This is a genomic window from Rhodovulum strictum, assembly GCF_009649175.1.
Lineage (GTDB): Bacteria > Pseudomonadota > Alphaproteobacteria > Rhodobacterales > Rhodobacteraceae > Rhodovulum > Rhodovulum strictum.
Genome location: NZ_WJPO01000004.1, coordinates 115,618 through 131,323, shown reverse-complemented (window position 1 = coordinate 131,323; position 15,706 = coordinate 115,618). Strand labels below are relative to the sequence as shown.

Sequence of the window (15,706 nt, the reverse complement as noted above, 5' to 3'; positions counted from 1 at the left end):
ATCTTGGGCGAGCGCGCGGCCCGGCACAAGGGCGCCCGCAACCGACAGGTGTTCAATGCCTGCGTCGTGGCGGTCCGGCTCAGCCCCGCCGCGCCATGAAGGCCAGCCGCTCGAACAGTTGCACGTCCTGCTCGTTCTTCAGCAGCGCGCCATGCAGCCGGGGCAGGGCGCTGCGCCCGTCGCGGCGCAGATCCTCGGGCTTCAGATCCTCGGCCAGCAGCAGCTTGAGCCAGTCCAGCACCTCGGAGGTAGAGGGCCGTTTCTTCAGCCCGTCCATGTCGCGGATCTCGTAGAACTGGGTCAGCGCGGCATGCAGCAGATCCTGCTTGATGCCGGGGTGATGGACCTCGACGATGCGCTTCATCGTCTCGATGTCGGGGAAACGGATATAGTGGAAGAAACAGCGCCGCAGGAACGCGTCGGGCAGTTCCTTTTCGTTGTTCGAGGTGATGATGACGACAGGGCGGTGACGCGCCGTCACCGTCTCGCCGGTCTCGTAGACGTGAAATTCCATCCGGTCGAGTTCCTGCAACAGGTCGTTCGGGAACTCGATATCCGCCTTGTCGATCTCGTCGATCAGCAGGACGATCCTGTGGGGCGCATCGAAGGCCTGCCACAGCTTGCCGCGCCGGATGTAATTGGCGATGTCATGCACCCGTTCGTCGCCAAGCTGGCTGTCGCGCAGCCGACTCACCGCGTCGTATTCGTATAGCCCCTGCTGGGCACGGGTCGTCGATTTTATGTGCCATTCGATAAGCGGCATGCCCAGGGATTGGGCAACCTGGCGGGCAAGCTCGGTCTTGCCGGTGCCCGGTTCGCCCTTGACCAGAAGCGGCCGTTCCAGCGCCACGGCGGCATTCACCGCAACCGCAAGATCCGCCGAGGCCACATAACTGTCCGTCGAGTTGAACGCCATCACAAGACCCCATGCGAACCAGCCAATCGCCCCGGACCTTAGCGCCCCTTCACAAACAGGCAAGCGCCATATAAGAGGCCACAACGCTAGTGACACCGCGCGGCGATCGGGCTATAGCCAGCCGCGTGACGTGCCGGGGGAGATATTTAGATGAACGAGTTTTCGCCCGGTCCAGACAAGGGAGCAGGGATGAAAGCCGAAGTGTTCTTGCCCGACGATTACCGTCCTGCGGAGGACGAACCCTTCATGAACGAGCGCCAGCTCGAATATTTCCGCCGCAAATTGAACGCCTGGAAGCACGACATTCTGAACGAAAGCCGCGAAACCCTCGAAGGGCTTCAGGATTCCAGCCGCAACATTCCCGATATCGCCGACCGCGCCAGCGAAGAGACCGACCGCGCCCTTGAACTCAGGACGCGCGATCGCCAGCGCAAGCTGGTGGCCAAGATCGACGCCGCGCTGCGCCGGATCGAGAATGGCGAATACGGCTATTGCGAGGAAACCGGCGAGCCGATCTCTCTCAAGCGGCTCGATGCCCGCCCGATCGCCACCCTGAGCCTCGAGGCGCAGGAACGCCACGAACGGCGCGAGCGCGTCCATCGCGACGACTGAGGCAAGGACGGGGAGGGCGCATGCCCCTGACTGGGCGCAAGGCAACGATCCTCGGGGCCGGCATTGCGGGCCTCGCGGTGGCGACAGCCTTGGCCCGGCGCGGCGCCGAGGTGGTGGTCCTGGAACGCGCCGACGCGATCCGCGAGGTCGGCGCGGGCCTTCAGATCAGCCCGAATGGCGTGACGGTGCTCAAGGCGCTTGGCCTGTTGCCGGAACTGAACGCGCTCGGGGTGCGGGGCCGGGCCGTGGTGCTGCGCGATTTCCGCGCGGGGCGCGAGGTGCTGCGCCTCGATCTGTCCTCGGCCACGGGCAGCTATCATTTCATCCATCGCGCCGACCTGATCGAGATGCTGGCGGGCGCGGCCCGGGCGGCGGGGGCGCAGATCCGGCTGTTGCAGGACATCACCGGGGTCCAGCTTGAATCCGATCGCGCGCTCTTGACCAGCGCCCAGGGCGCCCATGTCGCGACCGACCTGCTGATCGGTGCGGACGGGCTGCATTCGGTGGTGCGCGCCGCGCTGAACGGCGCCGCCGAGCCCGATTTCACCGGACAGGTCGCCTGGCGCGCGCTGGTGCCCGCCACCGGCCCGGTCGCGCCGGTCGCCCAGGTCTTCATGGGGCCCGGACGGCATCTGGTGCATTACCCGCTGCGCGGCGGCGAACTGATCAACATCGTCGCGGTCGAGGAGCGCACCTCCTGGGTCGACGAGGGCTGGAACCATGACGACGACCCCGACAACCTGCGCCGCGCCTTTGCCGAATTTGGCGCCGGGGTGCCCGACCTGCTGGCCCGGGTCAGCCATGTGAATCTCTGGGGCCTCTTTCGTCACCCTGTCGCCGCGTGCTGGCATGGCGGCCCCGCCGCGATCCTCGGCGATGCGGCGCATCCGACGCTGCCCTTCCTCGCCCAGGGCGCGAACATGGCGATCGAGGATGCCTGGGTGCTGGCCGCCTGCCTCGCACGCCATCCCGATACCGCAACCGCCTTTGCCGCCTATCAGGCCGAACGCCGCCCGCGCACGATGAAGATCGTCGAGATGGCCTCGCGAAACGCCCGCAACTACCATCTCAGTTCGCCGCCGCTGCGCGCGCTTGCCCATACGGCCCTGCGACTTGGCGGCGCGCTCGCCCCGGGCGGGGCGCTCAAGCGCTTCGACTGGGTCTATGCCCATGATGTCGCCGCCCGCTACCCCCTGACCGCCGCCCCGATGCCCTGACCCCGGCCGCTTCTTCTTGGCCGAAATACCCCCGCCGGAGGCACGCGGCCGCAAGGCCGCGCCACGCCCAACCCCGGACAAGCGGGGCGCGCAAGCGCCCTGCGCCGGACGGGGGCGGGAGCACCCCGTTGGCCCGGCTCAGGCGTCCAGCGTCACCCAGACCGGCACATGGTCCGACGGCTTGTCGTGGCCGCGCAGCTCCGCCTCGATCCGGCACTCGGTCATCAGATCGGCGGCTTGCGGGCTCAGCAGCAGATGGTCGATGCGGATGCCGTCATTGCGGTTCCATGCCCCGCCCTGATAATCCCAGAAAGAATAATGCCCGGGCCCCTGCTCCTGGGCGCGGAAGGCTTCGGTGTAGCCCAGGTTCACGATCCGGCGGAACGCCGCCCGCGTCCGGGGCAGGGCCAGCGCATCGGTGCGCCAGGCCTCGGGCCGCGCCGCGTCCTCGTCCTGCGGGATCACGTTGTAATCGCCCGCCAGGACCACCGGCTCCTCGCCCGCCAGCAGATCGCGCGCGCGTGCTTCCAGACGGGCCATCCAGGCCAGCTTGTACTCGTATTTCGGCCCCGGCGCCGGGTTGCCATTGGGCAGGTAGAGACAGCAGAGCCGCACCGCCCGCGCGCCGATCACCGTCGCCTCGATCCAGCGCGCCTGCTCGTCGCCCGGATCCCCCGGCAAGCCGCGGGTCACATCCTCCAGCGGCAGTTTCGACAGGATCGCGACGCCGTTGAAGCCCTTCTGGCCATGGGTCTCGACCCTGTAGCCGCGGTCTTCGAACAGCTCGCGCGGGAAGGCCTCGTCGACCGACTTGATCTCCTGCAACAGCGCCACATCGGGCGCCGCCTCGTCGAGCCAGGCGCTCAGCGCCTCGATCCGCGCCTTGATGCCGTTGATGTTGAACGTCGCGATCCGCATTCCGCCCCCCGGTCAGCCCGCTGTCCGCCGCCTGCCCGGGACTATCCCCGGACAGGCGCGCGATGTCCATAAGGGCAGCGGATCAGCCTGCCTTGCGCACCGTCTTGCGGCCGGTGATCATCGGGCGGACCAGATCCTCGCGCTTCCATTTGCGGTAGAACAGGATCGCCGCGACATGCAGGATCACCAGTCCCAGCACCGCCCAGCCCAGCGTGGCATGCCAGGCCAGTGCCGTGCGCGAGGTAGCCATGCTGACCTCGCGGGCCAGCGGGCCGGCATTGATGTAATCCTCGGGATCGGCGATCAGCCCCAGCCCGGCATGAACCGCCAGCAGGCCGAGCAGGATGAAGACGAACAGCCCGCCCAGCGGATTATGCCCGCGCCAGTAGCTGGGTTCGCGCCGGACCATGTGGACGACGTATTTCCCGATGGAAACCGGCCCATAAAGGAAATTGCCGAACCGCGCATGCTGCGGGCCGACGAACCCCCAGACCAGCCGGAAGGCCAGAAGCCCCAGCACCGCATAGCCGAACCAGAAATGCAGCGTCATCACATTGGGCCCGAACTTGCCCAGCCCCCAGGCGCCCACGACCGCGATTGCCAGCAGCCAGTGGTAGAGCCGCAGCAGCGGATCCCAGAGCCGGATGGTTTCGACCTCGTCGGGCGCGCCGTTGGTCCGGGCGGTGTTGCCGCCCGGACCGGCACCCAGGGTGCCCGTGTCCTTCATCGCTCAGAAGTCCCGGGCGCGGTAATTGTCGTGGCAGTCCTTGCAGGCGCCGCCCAGCCGTTGCACCGCGCCGCCGAGTTCCGCGCGGTCAAGCCCCGCGACCTCGGTCAGGTTCTCGACAGCCTGGACATAGGCCATGCCCTTTTCCTGCACCCCGGCGAAATCCTCCCAGATCTTGGGCAGGGCGCGGGTCTTGCCGGGCATGTCGGCATTCGAGGTGCCGGGCGCGTAGAGATGGCCCATGGAATAGGCGGTCAGCAGCTTGAGGTTGTCGGCATGGGTCTGGGCAACCGCGCCATCATATTCGGTTTCGCCCCGCGCCATCAAGGCCAGAACGCCCATGTTGGCGCCGAGAATGGCATAGAAGCCGCGGCGGGCATCGACCACTTCCTGAAGGTCGGCGGCCATGACAGAGGCCGGGATGGTGGCCAGGGCGGCGGTGATCAAAAGAACCTTGCGCATGAAACTCTCCTTGCTGGTGATCCGGGGATTTCCGGAGGCTGGGCTAACACGCGACCGGGATGCGGTCACGTCACAGTTGTATCTTGGGATGATCACAACAAGGTGCCATGGGGCGATCCGCCGCGTTTTCAGGCTTTCGGCACAGAATCAGGGCCATGCGCAGGGTCCGTGCAGGGATGCACAGATGCGTGCGGGTCACATCGCGAACGAGGTACCGCAGCCGCAGGAACTGGCCGCGTTCGGGTTTTCGATCACGAAACGCGCGCCGATCAGTTCCTCGGTGAAGTCGATCACCGCATTCGACAGGAAGGGCAGCGAGACCGGATCGACCACGACCCGCTCGCCCGCGCCTTCGAGCAGCAGATCCTCGTCGGCGGGATCGTCCAGCGTGATCGCGTATTGAAAGCCCGAACAGCCGCCGCCCTCGACGGCGATGCGCAGCGCCTTGCCCTGCGCCGCGGCGCCGATCTCGGCCAGTCGGGCAAAGGCGCGGTCGGTGACTTTCGGCGGCAGCGTCAATTCCATTGCGGATTCCCCTGTGTGCAAACGGCCTGAGCCTGAATATATGGGGTCGAGACATGCGAACAAGCAACGAGAGTTCCCGGATGCTGGCCCCCTTTGCCTGCGACCCCGCCCAGAGCCGCGGGCGCCTTTATCCCGAGCAGGAAAGCGCCTTTCGCTCGGCCTTTCAGCGCGACCGGGACCGGATCATCCATTCCTCGGCCTTCCGGCGGCTGATGCACAAGACGCAGGTCTTCGTGGTGCATGAGGGCGACAGCTTCCGCACCCGGCTGACCCATTCGATCGAGGTGGCGCAGGTCGCGCGCACCATCGCGGGCGTCCTGGGCCTGAACGGCGAACTGGCCGAGGCGGTGGCGCTGGCGCATGATCTGGGGCATACGCCCTTCGGCCATACCGGCGAGGATGCGCTGGCCGCGGCGATGGCCCCCTATGGCGGGTTCGACCACAACGCGCAGGCGATCCGCATCGTCACGCGGCTGGAACGCCACTATGCCGGGTTCGACGGGCTGAACCTGACATGGGAGGCGCTGGAGGGGATCGCCAAGCATAACGGGCCGGTGACGGGTGCGCTGCCCTATGCGCTGGCCGAATATGACGCGCGCCACGACCTTGAACTGCACACCCATGCCAGCGCCGAGGCGCAGGTGGCCGCGCTGGCCGATGACATCGCCTATAACAATCACGACCTGCATGACGGGCTGCGCGCGGGGCTTTTCACCGACGAGGATCTGGCCGCGCTGCCGATCCTTGCCGATTGCTATGCCGAGGTCGACCGCGCCTGGCCGCGGATCGACTGGAAACGCCGCCGCCACGAGGCGACGCGGCGCTTTTTCGGCGTGATGGTCGAGAACGTGATCGCCGAGGCCCGCCGCCTGCTGGCCGAGGCCGCCCCCGCCAGCGCCGCCGAGGTGCGTGGGCTGGGCCGCCCGGTGATCCGGTTCAGCGATCCGCTCTGGGCCGATCTGCGCCAGATCCGCGACTTCCTGTTCCGCCGGATGTATCGTGCGCCCAGCGTGATGGCGGTGCGGGCCGAGGTGACGCGCGTGGTCGAGGAACTGTTCCCGATCTATCTGGCCGATCCCGCCCATCTGCCCGCGAAATGGCGCGAGGATGTGGCCGCCGTGCCGGATGTGACGGCGCTGGCGCGGATCGTGGCCGATTACATCGCGGGCATGACCGACCGCTTCGCCTTGCAGGAACATGCCCGGCTGACCGGCAAGGTTGCCGCGCTGCCCGCCGCGTTTCATCAGGCGACGGGCTGAGCCGGGCCAGTTGACGCGCGCGCGCCCGGTGGTAAACCGCCCGGCAAGCCGAAAGGGATGGACATGAACCTCTTTACCGATCTTCGCGCGCTGGTGATCGACAGCCTGACCGCCATGGCCGCCGAGGGCGCGCTGCCCGCCGGGCTCGACTACGCGGCCGTCGCGGTCGAGCCGCCGCGCGATCCGGCGCATGGCGACATGGCCACCAATGCCGCGATGGTGCTGGCCAAGCCCGCCGGTCTGAAACCCCGCGACATCGCCGAGGCGCTGGCCGTCCGGCTGATGGCCGATCCGCGCGTGGCGCTGGCCGAGGTGGCGGGGCCGGGTTTTCTGAACCTGCGGCTTGCGCCCGGCGTCTGGCAGGGGCTTGTCGGGCGGGTTCTGGCCGAGGGGCGGGATTTCGGACGCTCGGCGATGGGGCAGGGTGCGCGGGTCAATGTCGAATATGTCTCGGCCAACCCCACCGGCCCGTTGCATGTGGGCCACACCCGCGGCGCGGTCTTTGGCGATGCGCTGGCGAACCTTCTGGACTATTCCGGCCATCAGGTGACGCGCGAATATTACATCAACGATGGCGGCGCGCAGGTCGATGTGCTGGCCCGGTCGGTCTATCTGCGCTATCTCGAAGCGCATGGCCAGCAGGTCGCGTTCGAGGACGGCACCTATCCCGGCGATTACCTGATCGAGGTCGGGCAGGCGCTGAAGGACAAGGTGGGCGCGGCCTATCTCGACCAGCCCGAAGCCGTCTGGCTGACAGAGGTGCGCGACTTTGCCACCGACCGGATGATGGACCTGATCCGCGCCGATCTGGCCGCGCTGGGCGTCGCGATGGATGTGTTCTATTCCGAGAAGTCGCTTTACGGCACCGGCCGGATCGAGGCCGCGATCGAGGCGCTGCGCGCAAAGGGGCTGATCTATCAGGGCGTGCTGGAACCACCCAAGGGCAAGACCCCCGAAGACTGGGAGCCGCGCGAGCAGACCCTTTTCAAGTCGACCGAACATGGCGATGACGTGGACCGGCCGATCATGAAATCGGACGGCGCATGGACCTATTTCGCGCCCGATATCGCCTATCATTTCGACAAGATTTCCAGAGGTTTCGACGCGCTTATTGATGTGTTCGGCGCGGATCACGGCGGCTATGTCAAGCGGATGAAGGCGGTCGTGTCGGCGCTGTCGGATGGCCGCGTGCCGCTCGACATCAGGCTGACGCAACTGGTCAAGCTTTACCAGAACGGCGAACCCTTCAAGATGTCCAAGCGCGCGGGCACCTTTGTCACGCTGCGCGATGTGGTCGATCAGGTGGGGCCGGACGTGACCCGGTTCCACATGCTGACGCGCAAGAACGACGCGCCGCTGGATTTCGACTTTGCCAAGGTGCTGGAACAGTCCAAGGACAATCCGGTCTTCTATGTCCAGTATGCCCATGCCCGCGTGTGCAGCGTGTTGCGCAAGGCGGCCGAGGCCGGGATTGCCGTCGATGACGCAGCCCTTGCCGCGGCCGATCTGACGAAGCTCGACCACGAGGCCGAGATCGCGGTGGCGAAAAAGCTGGCCGAATGGCCGCGTCTGGTCGAGATCGCCGCACGCACCCATGAACCGCACCGGGTCGCGTTCTACCTCTATGAGCTGGCCTCGGAGTTCCATGCGCTGTGGAACCGCGGCAACGATCTGCCTGCGCTGCGCTTCCTGCAAGAGGGCGACGCGGCCACAAGCCAGGCCAAAATCGCGCTGGCGCGCGCCACGGCCGTTGTGATTTCCGCCGGTCTTGCTATTCTCGGCGTCACTCCGGTCGAGGAAATGCGCTGAAAAACAAGGCGCAACCCGCCCGGGCCGAGACAGGCAAGAACCAGCCGGGGACATAGAGCCCCGGGAAACGAGGCGGCAATGGCAGAGATCGATTACGACGCATTCCGTGCGCCGGGGATGGGCGATGCCCGACCGGGGCTCAAGACCGCGCTGCACTGGGCTGGCGGCGCGCTGTCGCTTTCGCTGGTGGCGGGGCTCTGTGTCTGGGGCTACCAGATCCTCGTGCGCGATGTCAGCGGCGTGCCCGTTGTGCGCGCGCTCGAAGGGCCGATGCGGATCGCGCCCGAGGATCCGGGCGGCCGCCAGGCCGAGCATCAGGGGCTGGCGGTGAACCGCGTCGCCGCCGATGGCGAAGCCGCACCGCCCGCCGATACGCTGCACCTTGCCCCGCGCCCGCTGGCGCTTGCGCCCGAGGATCTGCCGCGCGCCGAACTGGCCCCGCACGAGTTGCCCCGGCAGGACTACGTCGCGCCATATGCCGATGCCGCCGCGCCCTATGCCGAGGAGACTGCCGAGCCGTCCCTGGACATGGCATCCGTGCCCGGTCTCGATGCCGAAGATGGGATGCTGGTTCCCTTCGAAGAGGCCGCGCCGGACGAGGTCGTTCCTCTGATGCAACTGCCTGCCGGCGCGCTCAGCCATTCGCCGCGCCCGCCTGCGCGTCCCGACGACATGGATCTGGCGACCCGCGTGGCCATCGAGGCGGCGCTTGCCTCGCTCGCGCCGCGCGCGGCGACCGAACTGGCCTCGACCGAGGTGGCGGCGGGGACTGCGCTTGTTCAGCTTGGCGCCTTTGACGAGGCCGACGAGGCGCGTCTGGCTTGGGAAGATCTGGCCGGTCAGGGCCGCTTTGCCGGGTTCTTCGAGCGCAAGTCTCGCGTCATCCAGGCCACCGAGGGCGGCGGGCGCATCTTCTACCGGCTGCGCGCCGCGGGCTTTGACGATATCGCCGATGCGCGCCGGTTCTGCGCCGCGCTGTTGGCCGAGGGGGCAGAGTGCATCCCGGTGGTAGCGCGCTGATGCAGCGGGCCGGGGCCTGTATCCTTGGCTGTTCCGGCCCGATCCTGACGGATGCCGAGCGGCGGTTCTTTGCCGGGGCGAATCCGCTTGGCTTCATCCTGTTTGCGCGCAATGTCCGCGACCCCGGCCAGTTGCGCGCGCTGACCGACAGCCTGCGCGATGCCGTGGGGCGTGCCGCGCCGATCCTGATCGACCAGGAGGGCGGCCGCGTCCAGCGCCTGACGGCGCCGCATTGGCGGCAATGGGACACCGCCGAGGCGCAGATTGCCGCGGTGGGGCCAGAGAATGCCGCGCGCGCGATGTATCTGCGCGCGCGGCTGATCGGGCAGGAACTGGCCCGCGCGGGCATCGACGTCAATTGCGCGCCGCTTGGCGATCTGGCGCGACCCGAAACCCACGCGATCCTCAAGGATCGCTGCTATGGGACCGATCCCGCCACGGTCGCCGGCATCGCCCGCGCGGTGGCCGACGGGCTGCTGGACGAGGGGGTGCTGCCGGTGCTGAAGCATATCCCCGGCCATGGCCGCGCCACGGTGGACAGCCATCTTGACCTGCCGCGCGTGACAACCCCGCTTTCCGAGCTTGAGGCCACCGATTTCGCCGCCTTCCGGGCGCTGTCGGACCTGCCTCTGGGGATGACGGCCCATGTGGTCTATGATGCGCTCGACGCCGGGGCGCCGGTCACCACCTCGCGCGCGGCGATCCGGTATGTGCGGGATGCGCTTGGCTTTCAGGGCCTCTTGATGAGCGATGACATCTCGATGCAGGCGCTGTCGGGCAGCATCGCCGCGCGCAGCGAGGCCAGTATCCGCGCGGGATGCGATGTGGTCTTGCATTGCAATGGCGACCTGGCCGAGATGGAACAGGTGGCCGAGGCCAGCGGCACGCTGACCGACGAGGCCGCGATACGGGCCGCGCGGGCGCTGGAATGCCGCCGCCCGCCGGTGCCGGGCGATGGACCGGCGCTGATGGCCGAACTTGACGCGATGCCGGGGCAAAGGCGCCATGCCTGAACAGGGGGCCGACAGTTTCACCGAGGGCCCCGCGCGGGACCCGGTGGCCGCGCGGCTTGCTGCCGAGGCGCTGATCGTGGATGTCGAGGGCTTCGAGGGGCCGCTTGACATGCTGCTGACGCTGGCCCGCAGCCAGAAGGTCGACCTGCGCCGCATCTCGGTGCTGCATCTGGCCGAGCAATACCTGGCCTTTGTCGAACAGGCCCGGACGCTGCGCATCGAGCTTGCGGCCGATTACCTGGTGATGGCGGCCTGGCTTGCCTATCTCAAGTCGCGCCTGCTGCTGCCGCCCGATCCCACCGACGAGGGGCCCTCGGGCGAGGATCTGGCCGCGCATCTGGCGTTCCAGCTTGAACGGCTCGAAGCGATGCGGGCGGTGGCGGCGCGGCTTCTGGGGCGTGACCAGAAGGGGCGCGACTTCTTCGTGCGCGGCATCCCAGAGGATGTGCAGCGGGTGCGCCGGGTGCAGTATACCGCAACGCTTCTGGATCTGATGCAGGCCTATGCAAGGATCCGCACCAAGGACGAGTTTCGTCCCTATGTCCTTGATCGCGATGCGCTTTACACGATGGAAGAGGCGCTGGAGCGGATGCGCGGGCTGCTGGGCTATGCGGGCGAATGGATCGATCTGTCAAGCTGGCTGCCCGAGGGCTGGCAGACCGACCCCGTGCGCCGCCGCACCGCCACCGCGGCGCATTTCGCCGCCAGCCTTGAACTGGCCAAACAGGGCCAGATCGAGATCCGACAGTCCGACACCTTTGCGCCCATCCATATCCGGCGGAAACCCCGCGCATGACCCGGACCCCGCCCGAGCAGGAGGAAAGCCTTTTCGAGGCGCCGCCCATCGGCGAGCAGGAGCGCATGGTCGAGGCGATCCTGTTCGCCTCGGCCGAGCCGCTGCGCGTGGCCGAACTGAACGCCCGGATGCCGCATGGCTGTGATGCCGCCGCCGCCCTTGCCCATCTTGCCCGCCGCTATGAAGGGCGCGGCGTGCGACTGGTGCGCGTGGGCGAGGGGTGGGCGTTTCGCACCGCGCCAGATCTGGGATTCCTGATGCAGAAGGAGACGGTCGAGCTGCGCAAGCTCAGCCGCGCCGCGATCGAGACGCTGGCGATCATCGCCTATCACCAGCCGGTGACGCGTGCCGAGATCGAGGAAATTCGCGGCGTCTCGGTCAGCCGGGGCACGGTCGACCAGTTGCTGGAACTGGACTGGATCCGCTTCGGTCGGCGGCGGATGACGCCGGGACGTCCCGTCACCTATGTCGTGACCGAGGAATTCCTTGACCATTTCGGGCTGGAAAGCGCGCGCGACCTGCCCGGGCTCAAGGAACTGCGCTCTGCGGGGCTGCTGGACAGCCGCCCGATGCCCGGCACCGAGACGGACGAGGATGCCGACGAGGGCCGGCAGGGCGACATGTTCGAGGACGAAAGCTGACGGGGAAGACGACAGGATGAAAACCGACCGGTTGATCGCCATGGCCACCCGCATCCTGATGCGGAAGCTGATGCACAAGGGCATCGACGCGGCCGCGCGCGTGTCGACGGGGGCCGATCCCGACCCGCGGGCGCAGGCACAGGCGCGCGAAACGGCGAAGCGCGCGCGTCAGGCGACGCGGCTGGCCAGGCGGATCGGCCGCTTCTAGGCTGCCCGGATCAGCCCGCGCCGATCTCGGAAAAGACGCGGGTCAGCGCGGCTTCGAGCTTGTCGAACATCTCGTCCATCTGCGCCTCGGTCAGGATGAAGGGCGGGCAGAGCACGATGGACTGGCCCAGCGGGCGGCAGATCAGCCCGTGATCGGTGCAGGTATTGGCGATGCGTTCGCTGACCGACAGCGTCGAAGGGAAGGGCGTCTTCGTCGGCTTGTCGGCCACCGCTTCCAGCGCCCCCATCAATCCCTTGCCGCGCCATTCGCCGATATGGGGATGTTCGGCCAGCCGGCTCAGCCCCGCCTCGAAGCGCGGGGTCAGGGCGCGGACATTGTCCAGAAGCCCCTCGTTCAGGATCACGTCGATCGCCTTCAGCGCGATGGCGCAGCCGACCGGATGGCCCGAGGCGGTGAAGCCATGCGGAAATTCCTCGACCGCCTCGGCGGCCGCCTGCAAGCGGTCGGACAGATCTGGGCCAAGGATCACGGCGCCCATCGGGAAATAGCCCGCCGTCAGCGCCTTGGAACTGATGATCGCATCGGGGATGAAATCGTAGCTCTGGCAGCCCCAGACCGCGCCCGTCCGGCCGAAGCCGCAGATCACCTCGTCCGCGATCAGGGGGATGTTGTGGCGTTTCAGGATCGGCTGGATTGCCTGGAAATAGCCCGCTGATGGCGGGATCACGCCGCCCGCGCCGATCACCGGCTCGGCAAAGAAGCCCGCGATGGTCTCGGCCCCCTCGCGCGCAATGACCTCATCCAGTTCGGCCGCCAGCCGGGCGGTAAAGGCGGCCTCGGTTTCATCGGGCCGCCCCTCGCGCCAGTAATGCGGGCAGGTCAGGTGGATGAAACCGGGCAGGGGCAGGCCGAACAGCGCGTTATACGCCTTGCCCGTCATCGAGGCAGCGGCGACCGTGACCCCGTGATAGCCGTTCCAGCGCGTCAGGATCTTGCGCCGCTCGGGCTGGCCCTCGGCACGGGCCAGGAACCACAGCATCTTGACCAGCGTATCGTTCGCCTCGGAGCCCGAATTGGTATAGAACACCTTGCCGCGGGCGAAGGGCGAGACCTCGATCAGCTTTTCGCTGAGCATCACGGTCTGGTCCGATACCCGCCCGAAAAAGGCGTGATAGCCCGGAAAGCGGTCATATTGCGCCTTGGCCGCGGCGGCGAGGCCGGGGTGATCGAAGCCCGCGACCATGTTCCAGAGCCCGGAATTGGCGTCCAGATAGCGCCGCCCCGCGACATCCACGACATAGGGCCCCTCGCCATGGGTCAGCACGACCGCGCCGCGTGCCTGCACCGAGGGCAGGTCGGTGAAACCGTAAAGCATATGCGCCCCGGCGCGGGCGTCCCAGCTGTTGGCGGCGGTGTCGGGCATGGGCAGATCCTTCGGCAATGTCGCGCCGACGCTATCGCCGCCCCCGGCCGGGTGCAATCGCGCGTTGCCTGTGCGCCCCCCGCGCCGTAGCGTCGGCGCCGAACCAGGGGGACCGCGACAATGGCCCAGAACCCGCCCGGCCGGATCACGCTTTGGGGCGCAGAGATCTTCGTTGCCGCCGCCGAGGAAGGCACGCTGTCGGCCGCGGCACGGCGGCTGGGGGCCAGTGTTTCGGCGGTGTCGCAGCAGCTTGCAGCGCTGGAAACCGCGCTGGGGGCGCCGCTTCTGGACCGGGGCGCCCGGCCGCTGGTGCCGACCCCGGCGGGCATGCTGTTCCTGCGCCGGGCGCGCGCGATGCTGGCCGAGGCCGATCAGGCCCGCGCCGAGATTGCAGCGCGCGATCTGTCGGGGCTGGCGCTGATGCGGCTGGGCATGATCGAGGATTTCGAGGCCGATGTGACGCCGCGGCTGTTATCCGAGATGGCGGGGGAGCTTACCCGCTCGCGGTTCCAGCTTGAGACCGGGCCAAGCCACCGGCTTCTGGGGCTGCTGGATGACCGCGCGCTTGACATGGTGGTGGCGGCCGATCCGGGGCAGGCGGCGGGCTGGATGGAACTGCATCCGCTGCTGGTCGAGCCCTTTGTGGTCGCCGCGCCGCGCGGTGCCGTGACGGCCGGGGGTGATACGCTTGCCCAGCTGAGGGCGCTGCCGCTGGTGCATTACACCCAGCGCCACCAGATGGGCCGCCAGATCGCCACGCATCTGGCCGCCGAGGCGCTGCACCCGCCCTGCCGGTTCGAGCTGGACAGCTATAACGCGATCCTTGCCATGGTCGCGGGCGGGGCGGGCTGGACGATCCTGACACCGCTGGGGCTGTTGCACGCAAGCCGGTTTCTGGATGCGGTCGAGGTGCTGCCGCTGCCGCTGGCGCCACTGTCGCGCCGGATCGCGCTGATCGCGCGGGCGGGGGTGCTGGGCGACATGCCGGGGCGGATGGCGGACCGGCTGCGCCCGCTGCTGCGTGCCGCGGTGGTCGAGGCGGCGGCGGCGCGCCTGCCCTGGCTGCGCGCGGATCTGCGGGTGCTGTAGGCCGCTCAGGGCGCGCGGAAATGCTTGGACAGCTTCAGCCCCTGGCCCTGGTAATTCGACGCGATCCCCGCCCCGTAAAGCGTTTCGGGCCGCGCGGCCATGCGTTCATAGACCAGCCGCCCCACGACCTGCCCGTGTTCCAGCACGAAGGGAACCTCGTGGCAGCGCACCTCGAGCACGCCTTTCGAGCCGGTGCCGCCTGCCGCGTCATGGCCGAAGCCGGGATCGAAGAAACCGGCGTAATGCACGCGGAACTCGCCCACCATGGCCAGATAGGGCGCCATCTCGGCGGCGTAATCGGGCGGGATATGCACCGACTCGCGGCTGACAAGGATGTAGAAGGCGCCAGGGTCGAGGATGATCCGGCCCTTGTCGGTGCGGATCTCCTCCCAGAACTCGGCCGGGTCATGGCCGCCGATCCGGTCCAGGTCGATCACATCGGCATGGGGCTTGGCGCGATAGCCGACCAGATCGCCATTGTCGGGCTCCAGACCGACCGAAAAACCCAGCCCCTCGGAAATCACCGCCGGTCCGCCTGCCACCAGCCCGACCGCGTCATGCAGCGCGCGCAGTTCCGGATCGCGCAGCACGGCCTGCCCGCGGCGAAAGCGGATCTGGTTCAGCCGCTGGCCCGGCCGGACCAGCACCGAGAAGGAGCGGGGGCAGATCTCGGCGTAGAGCGGGCCGTCATAGCCTGCGCGGATGCGGTCGAACTCGACCCCGCCATCGGTGATCGCGCGGGTCAGAAGGTCCAGCCGGCCGGTCGAGCTTTTGGCATTGGCGACGGCGTGGATGTCGGCGGGCAGGCGCAGCCGTTCCATCAGCGGCACGACATAGACGCAGCCCTTTTCCAGAACGGCGCCGGGCTTCAGGTCGATGCGGTGCATCTCGAAATCCGCAAGCCGCCCGGCCACCGTGCGTCCCGCCCCCGCCAGTACCGAGGCGCGCACCCGATAGGCCACATCGCCCAGCCGCAGATCGAGCGAGGCGGGCTGAACCTGACCCTCGGCCAGCGGCGCGTCCAGTTCGATCGCGCCGCTGTCGATCAGCGCGCGGATCTCCTGGGCGGGCAACACGCCGGTTCCGGTCATCGCATCCCCCTGATTGACG

General features: G+C 68.1%; 17 protein-coding genes. 10 read left to right on the top strand and 7 right to left on the bottom strand.

Going from position 1 to position 15,706, the window contains the following annotated elements:
- Nucleotides 1-79: 79 nt before the first annotated feature.
- Nucleotides 80-916, bottom strand: coding sequence for an AAA family ATPase (locus tag GH815_RS04635; protein WP_153747579.1), 837 nt, complete (start codon nucleotides 914-916; stop codon nucleotides 80-82).
- Nucleotides 917-1,105: 189 nt separating this feature from the next.
- On the opposite strand from GH815_RS04635, the gene dksA reads away from it, so the two are divergent.
- Together dksA and GH815_RS04625 are read left to right on the top strand one after the other, a co-directional pair.
- Nucleotides 1,106-1,528 carry an RNA polymerase-binding protein DksA gene (gene dksA / locus GH815_RS04630; RefSeq protein ID WP_153747625.1) on the top strand — a complete coding sequence of 141 codons (423 nt, stop codon included), beginning with the start codon at nucleotides 1,106-1,108 and terminating at the stop codon, nucleotides 1,526-1,528.
- 20 nt (nucleotides 1,529-1,548) lie between these two features.
- On the top strand, nucleotides 1,549-2,745 hold the full coding sequence (locus GH815_RS04625; RefSeq protein WP_153747578.1) for an FAD-dependent monooxygenase: 1,197 nt from the start codon (nucleotides 1,549-1,551) through the stop codon (nucleotides 2,743-2,745).
- Between the two features lie 138 nt (nucleotides 2,746-2,883).
- Here GH815_RS04625 and xth read toward each other — a convergent pair whose 3' ends face one another.
- The 4 genes from xth to GH815_RS04605 form a co-directional block, all read right to left on the bottom strand.
- Nucleotides 2,884-3,663, bottom strand: coding sequence for an exodeoxyribonuclease III (gene xth / locus GH815_RS04620; RefSeq protein WP_153747577.1), 780 nt, complete (start codon nucleotides 3,661-3,663; stop codon nucleotides 2,884-2,886).
- 82 nt (nucleotides 3,664-3,745) lie between these two features.
- Nucleotides 3,746-4,390: a cytochrome b/b6 domain-containing protein gene (locus GH815_RS04615; protein WP_153747576.1), complete on the bottom strand. Its 645-nt coding sequence runs from the start codon at nucleotides 4,388-4,390 to the stop codon at nucleotides 3,746-3,748.
- A gap of 3 nt (nucleotides 4,391-4,393) precedes the next feature.
- Nucleotides 4,394-4,852 (bottom strand): c-type cytochrome, encoded by a 459-nt coding sequence (locus tag GH815_RS04610; RefSeq protein ID WP_153747575.1) that lies wholly within the window; start codon nucleotides 4,850-4,852, stop codon nucleotides 4,394-4,396.
- 195 nt (nucleotides 4,853-5,047) lie between these two features.
- Nucleotides 5,048-5,371, bottom strand: coding sequence for a HesB/IscA family protein (locus GH815_RS04605; protein WP_153747624.1), 324 nt, complete (start codon nucleotides 5,369-5,371; stop codon nucleotides 5,048-5,050).
- Between the two features lie 86 nt (nucleotides 5,372-5,457).
- On the opposite strand from GH815_RS04605, the gene GH815_RS04600 reads away from it, so the two are divergent.
- From GH815_RS04600 to GH815_RS04570, 7 genes are all read left to right on the top strand, one after another.
- Entirely contained in the window at nucleotides 5,458-6,636 is a 1,179-nt protein-coding gene (locus GH815_RS04600; protein WP_153747623.1) for a deoxyguanosinetriphosphate triphosphohydrolase, read from the top strand.
- 63 nt (nucleotides 6,637-6,699) lie between these two features.
- Nucleotides 6,700-8,445 carry an arginine--tRNA ligase gene (argS, locus tag GH815_RS04595; RefSeq protein WP_153747574.1) on the top strand — a complete coding sequence of 582 codons (1,746 nt, stop codon included), beginning with the start codon at nucleotides 6,700-6,702 and terminating at the stop codon, nucleotides 8,443-8,445.
- Between the two features lie 78 nt (nucleotides 8,446-8,523).
- Complete coding sequence (locus GH815_RS04590; protein ID WP_153747573.1) at nucleotides 8,524-9,465, top strand: SPOR domain-containing protein; 942 nt, start codon at nucleotides 8,524-8,526, stop codon at nucleotides 9,463-9,465.
- Nucleotides 9,465-10,478, top strand: coding sequence for a glycoside hydrolase family 3 N-terminal domain-containing protein (locus tag GH815_RS04585; protein WP_153747622.1), 1,014 nt, complete (start codon nucleotides 9,465-9,467; stop codon nucleotides 10,476-10,478). Before GH815_RS04590 ends, GH815_RS04585 begins: the two co-directional genes overlap by 1 nt.
- The gene (locus GH815_RS04580; protein ID WP_153747572.1) at nucleotides 10,471-11,274 is read left to right on the top strand and encodes a segregation and condensation protein A; all 804 of its coding nucleotides are present in this window, start codon (nucleotides 10,471-10,473) and stop codon (nucleotides 11,272-11,274) included. Before GH815_RS04585 ends, GH815_RS04580 begins: the two co-directional genes overlap by 8 nt.
- A complete protein-coding gene (gene scpB, locus GH815_RS04575; protein WP_153747571.1) occupies nucleotides 11,271-11,915 on the top strand; it encodes an SMC-Scp complex subunit ScpB in 645 nt (214 codons plus the stop codon). The genes GH815_RS04580 and scpB overlap by 4 nt, the downstream gene beginning before the upstream one ends.
- A gap of 16 nt (nucleotides 11,916-11,931) precedes the next feature.
- Nucleotides 11,932-12,123 carry a hypothetical protein gene (locus GH815_RS04570; RefSeq protein WP_153747570.1) on the top strand — a complete coding sequence of 64 codons (192 nt, stop codon included), beginning with the start codon at nucleotides 11,932-11,934 and terminating at the stop codon, nucleotides 12,121-12,123.
- A gap of 10 nt (nucleotides 12,124-12,133) precedes the next feature.
- Here GH815_RS04570 and GH815_RS04565 read toward each other — a convergent pair whose 3' ends face one another.
- Nucleotides 12,134-13,507 carry an aminotransferase gene (locus GH815_RS04565; protein WP_153747569.1) on the bottom strand — a complete coding sequence of 458 codons (1,374 nt, stop codon included), beginning with the start codon at nucleotides 13,505-13,507 and terminating at the stop codon, nucleotides 12,134-12,136.
- Between the two features lie 120 nt (nucleotides 13,508-13,627).
- Here GH815_RS04565 and GH815_RS04560 point away from each other — a divergent pair, with 120 nt between their 5' ends.
- Nucleotides 13,628-14,596, top strand: a complete 969-nt coding sequence (locus GH815_RS04560; RefSeq protein WP_153747568.1) for a LysR family transcriptional regulator — start codon at nucleotides 13,628-13,630, stop codon at nucleotides 14,594-14,596.
- A 5-nt stretch (nucleotides 14,597-14,601) separates the two neighbouring features.
- Here the strand turns inward: GH815_RS04560 and GH815_RS04555 are convergent, their stop codons facing one another.
- Entirely contained in the window at nucleotides 14,602-15,687 is a 1,086-nt protein-coding gene (locus tag GH815_RS04555) for a 2'-deoxycytidine 5'-triphosphate deaminase (RefSeq protein WP_153747567.1), read from the bottom strand.
- Nucleotides 15,688-15,706 lie beyond the last annotated feature (19 nt).

Bases quoted from the DNA above. Each gene is read 5' to 3' on its own strand.
- GH815_RS04560 (WP_153747568.1), top strand. From the start codon at position 13,628: ATGGCCCAGAACCCGCCCGGCCGGATCACGCTTTGGGGCGCAGAGATC.
- GH815_RS04580 (WP_153747572.1), top strand. From the start codon at position 10,471: ATGCCTGAACAGGGGGCCGACAGTTTCACCGAGGGCCCCGCGCGGGAC.
- GH815_RS04610 (WP_153747575.1), bottom strand. From the start codon at position 4,852: ATGCGCAAGGTTCTTTTGATCACCGCCGCCCTGGCCACCATCCCGGCC.
- GH815_RS04565 (WP_153747569.1), bottom strand. From the start codon at position 13,507: ATGCCCGACACCGCCGCCAACAGCTGGGACGCCCGCGCCGGGGCGCAT.
- GH815_RS04600 (WP_153747623.1), top strand. From the start codon at position 5,458: ATGCTGGCCCCCTTTGCCTGCGACCCCGCCCAGAGCCGCGGGCGCCTT.
- GH815_RS04555 (WP_153747567.1), bottom strand. From the start codon at position 15,687: ATGACCGGAACCGGCGTGTTGCCCGCCCAGGAGATCCGCGCGCTGATC.
- argS (WP_153747574.1), top strand. From the start codon at position 6,700: ATGAACCTCTTTACCGATCTTCGCGCGCTGGTGATCGACAGCCTGACC.
- dksA (WP_153747625.1), top strand. From the start codon at position 1,106: ATGAAAGCCGAAGTGTTCTTGCCCGACGATTACCGTCCTGCGGAGGAC.
- GH815_RS04585 (WP_153747622.1), top strand. From the start codon at position 9,465: ATGCAGCGGGCCGGGGCCTGTATCCTTGGCTGTTCCGGCCCGATCCTG.
- GH815_RS04625 (WP_153747578.1), top strand. From the start codon at position 1,549: ATGCCCCTGACTGGGCGCAAGGCAACGATCCTCGGGGCCGGCATTGCG.
- GH815_RS04590 (WP_153747573.1), top strand. From the start codon at position 8,524: ATGGCAGAGATCGATTACGACGCATTCCGTGCGCCGGGGATGGGCGAT.
- GH815_RS04615 (WP_153747576.1), bottom strand. From the start codon at position 4,390: ATGAAGGACACGGGCACCCTGGGTGCCGGTCCGGGCGGCAACACCGCC.
- xth (WP_153747577.1), bottom strand. From the start codon at position 3,663: ATGCGGATCGCGACGTTCAACATCAACGGCATCAAGGCGCGGATCGAG.
- GH815_RS04635 (WP_153747579.1), bottom strand. From the start codon at position 916: ATGGCGTTCAACTCGACGGACAGTTATGTGGCCTCGGCGGATCTTGCG.
- scpB (WP_153747571.1), top strand. From the start codon at position 11,271: ATGACCCGGACCCCGCCCGAGCAGGAGGAAAGCCTTTTCGAGGCGCCG.
- GH815_RS04570 (WP_153747570.1), top strand. From the start codon at position 11,932: ATGAAAACCGACCGGTTGATCGCCATGGCCACCCGCATCCTGATGCGG.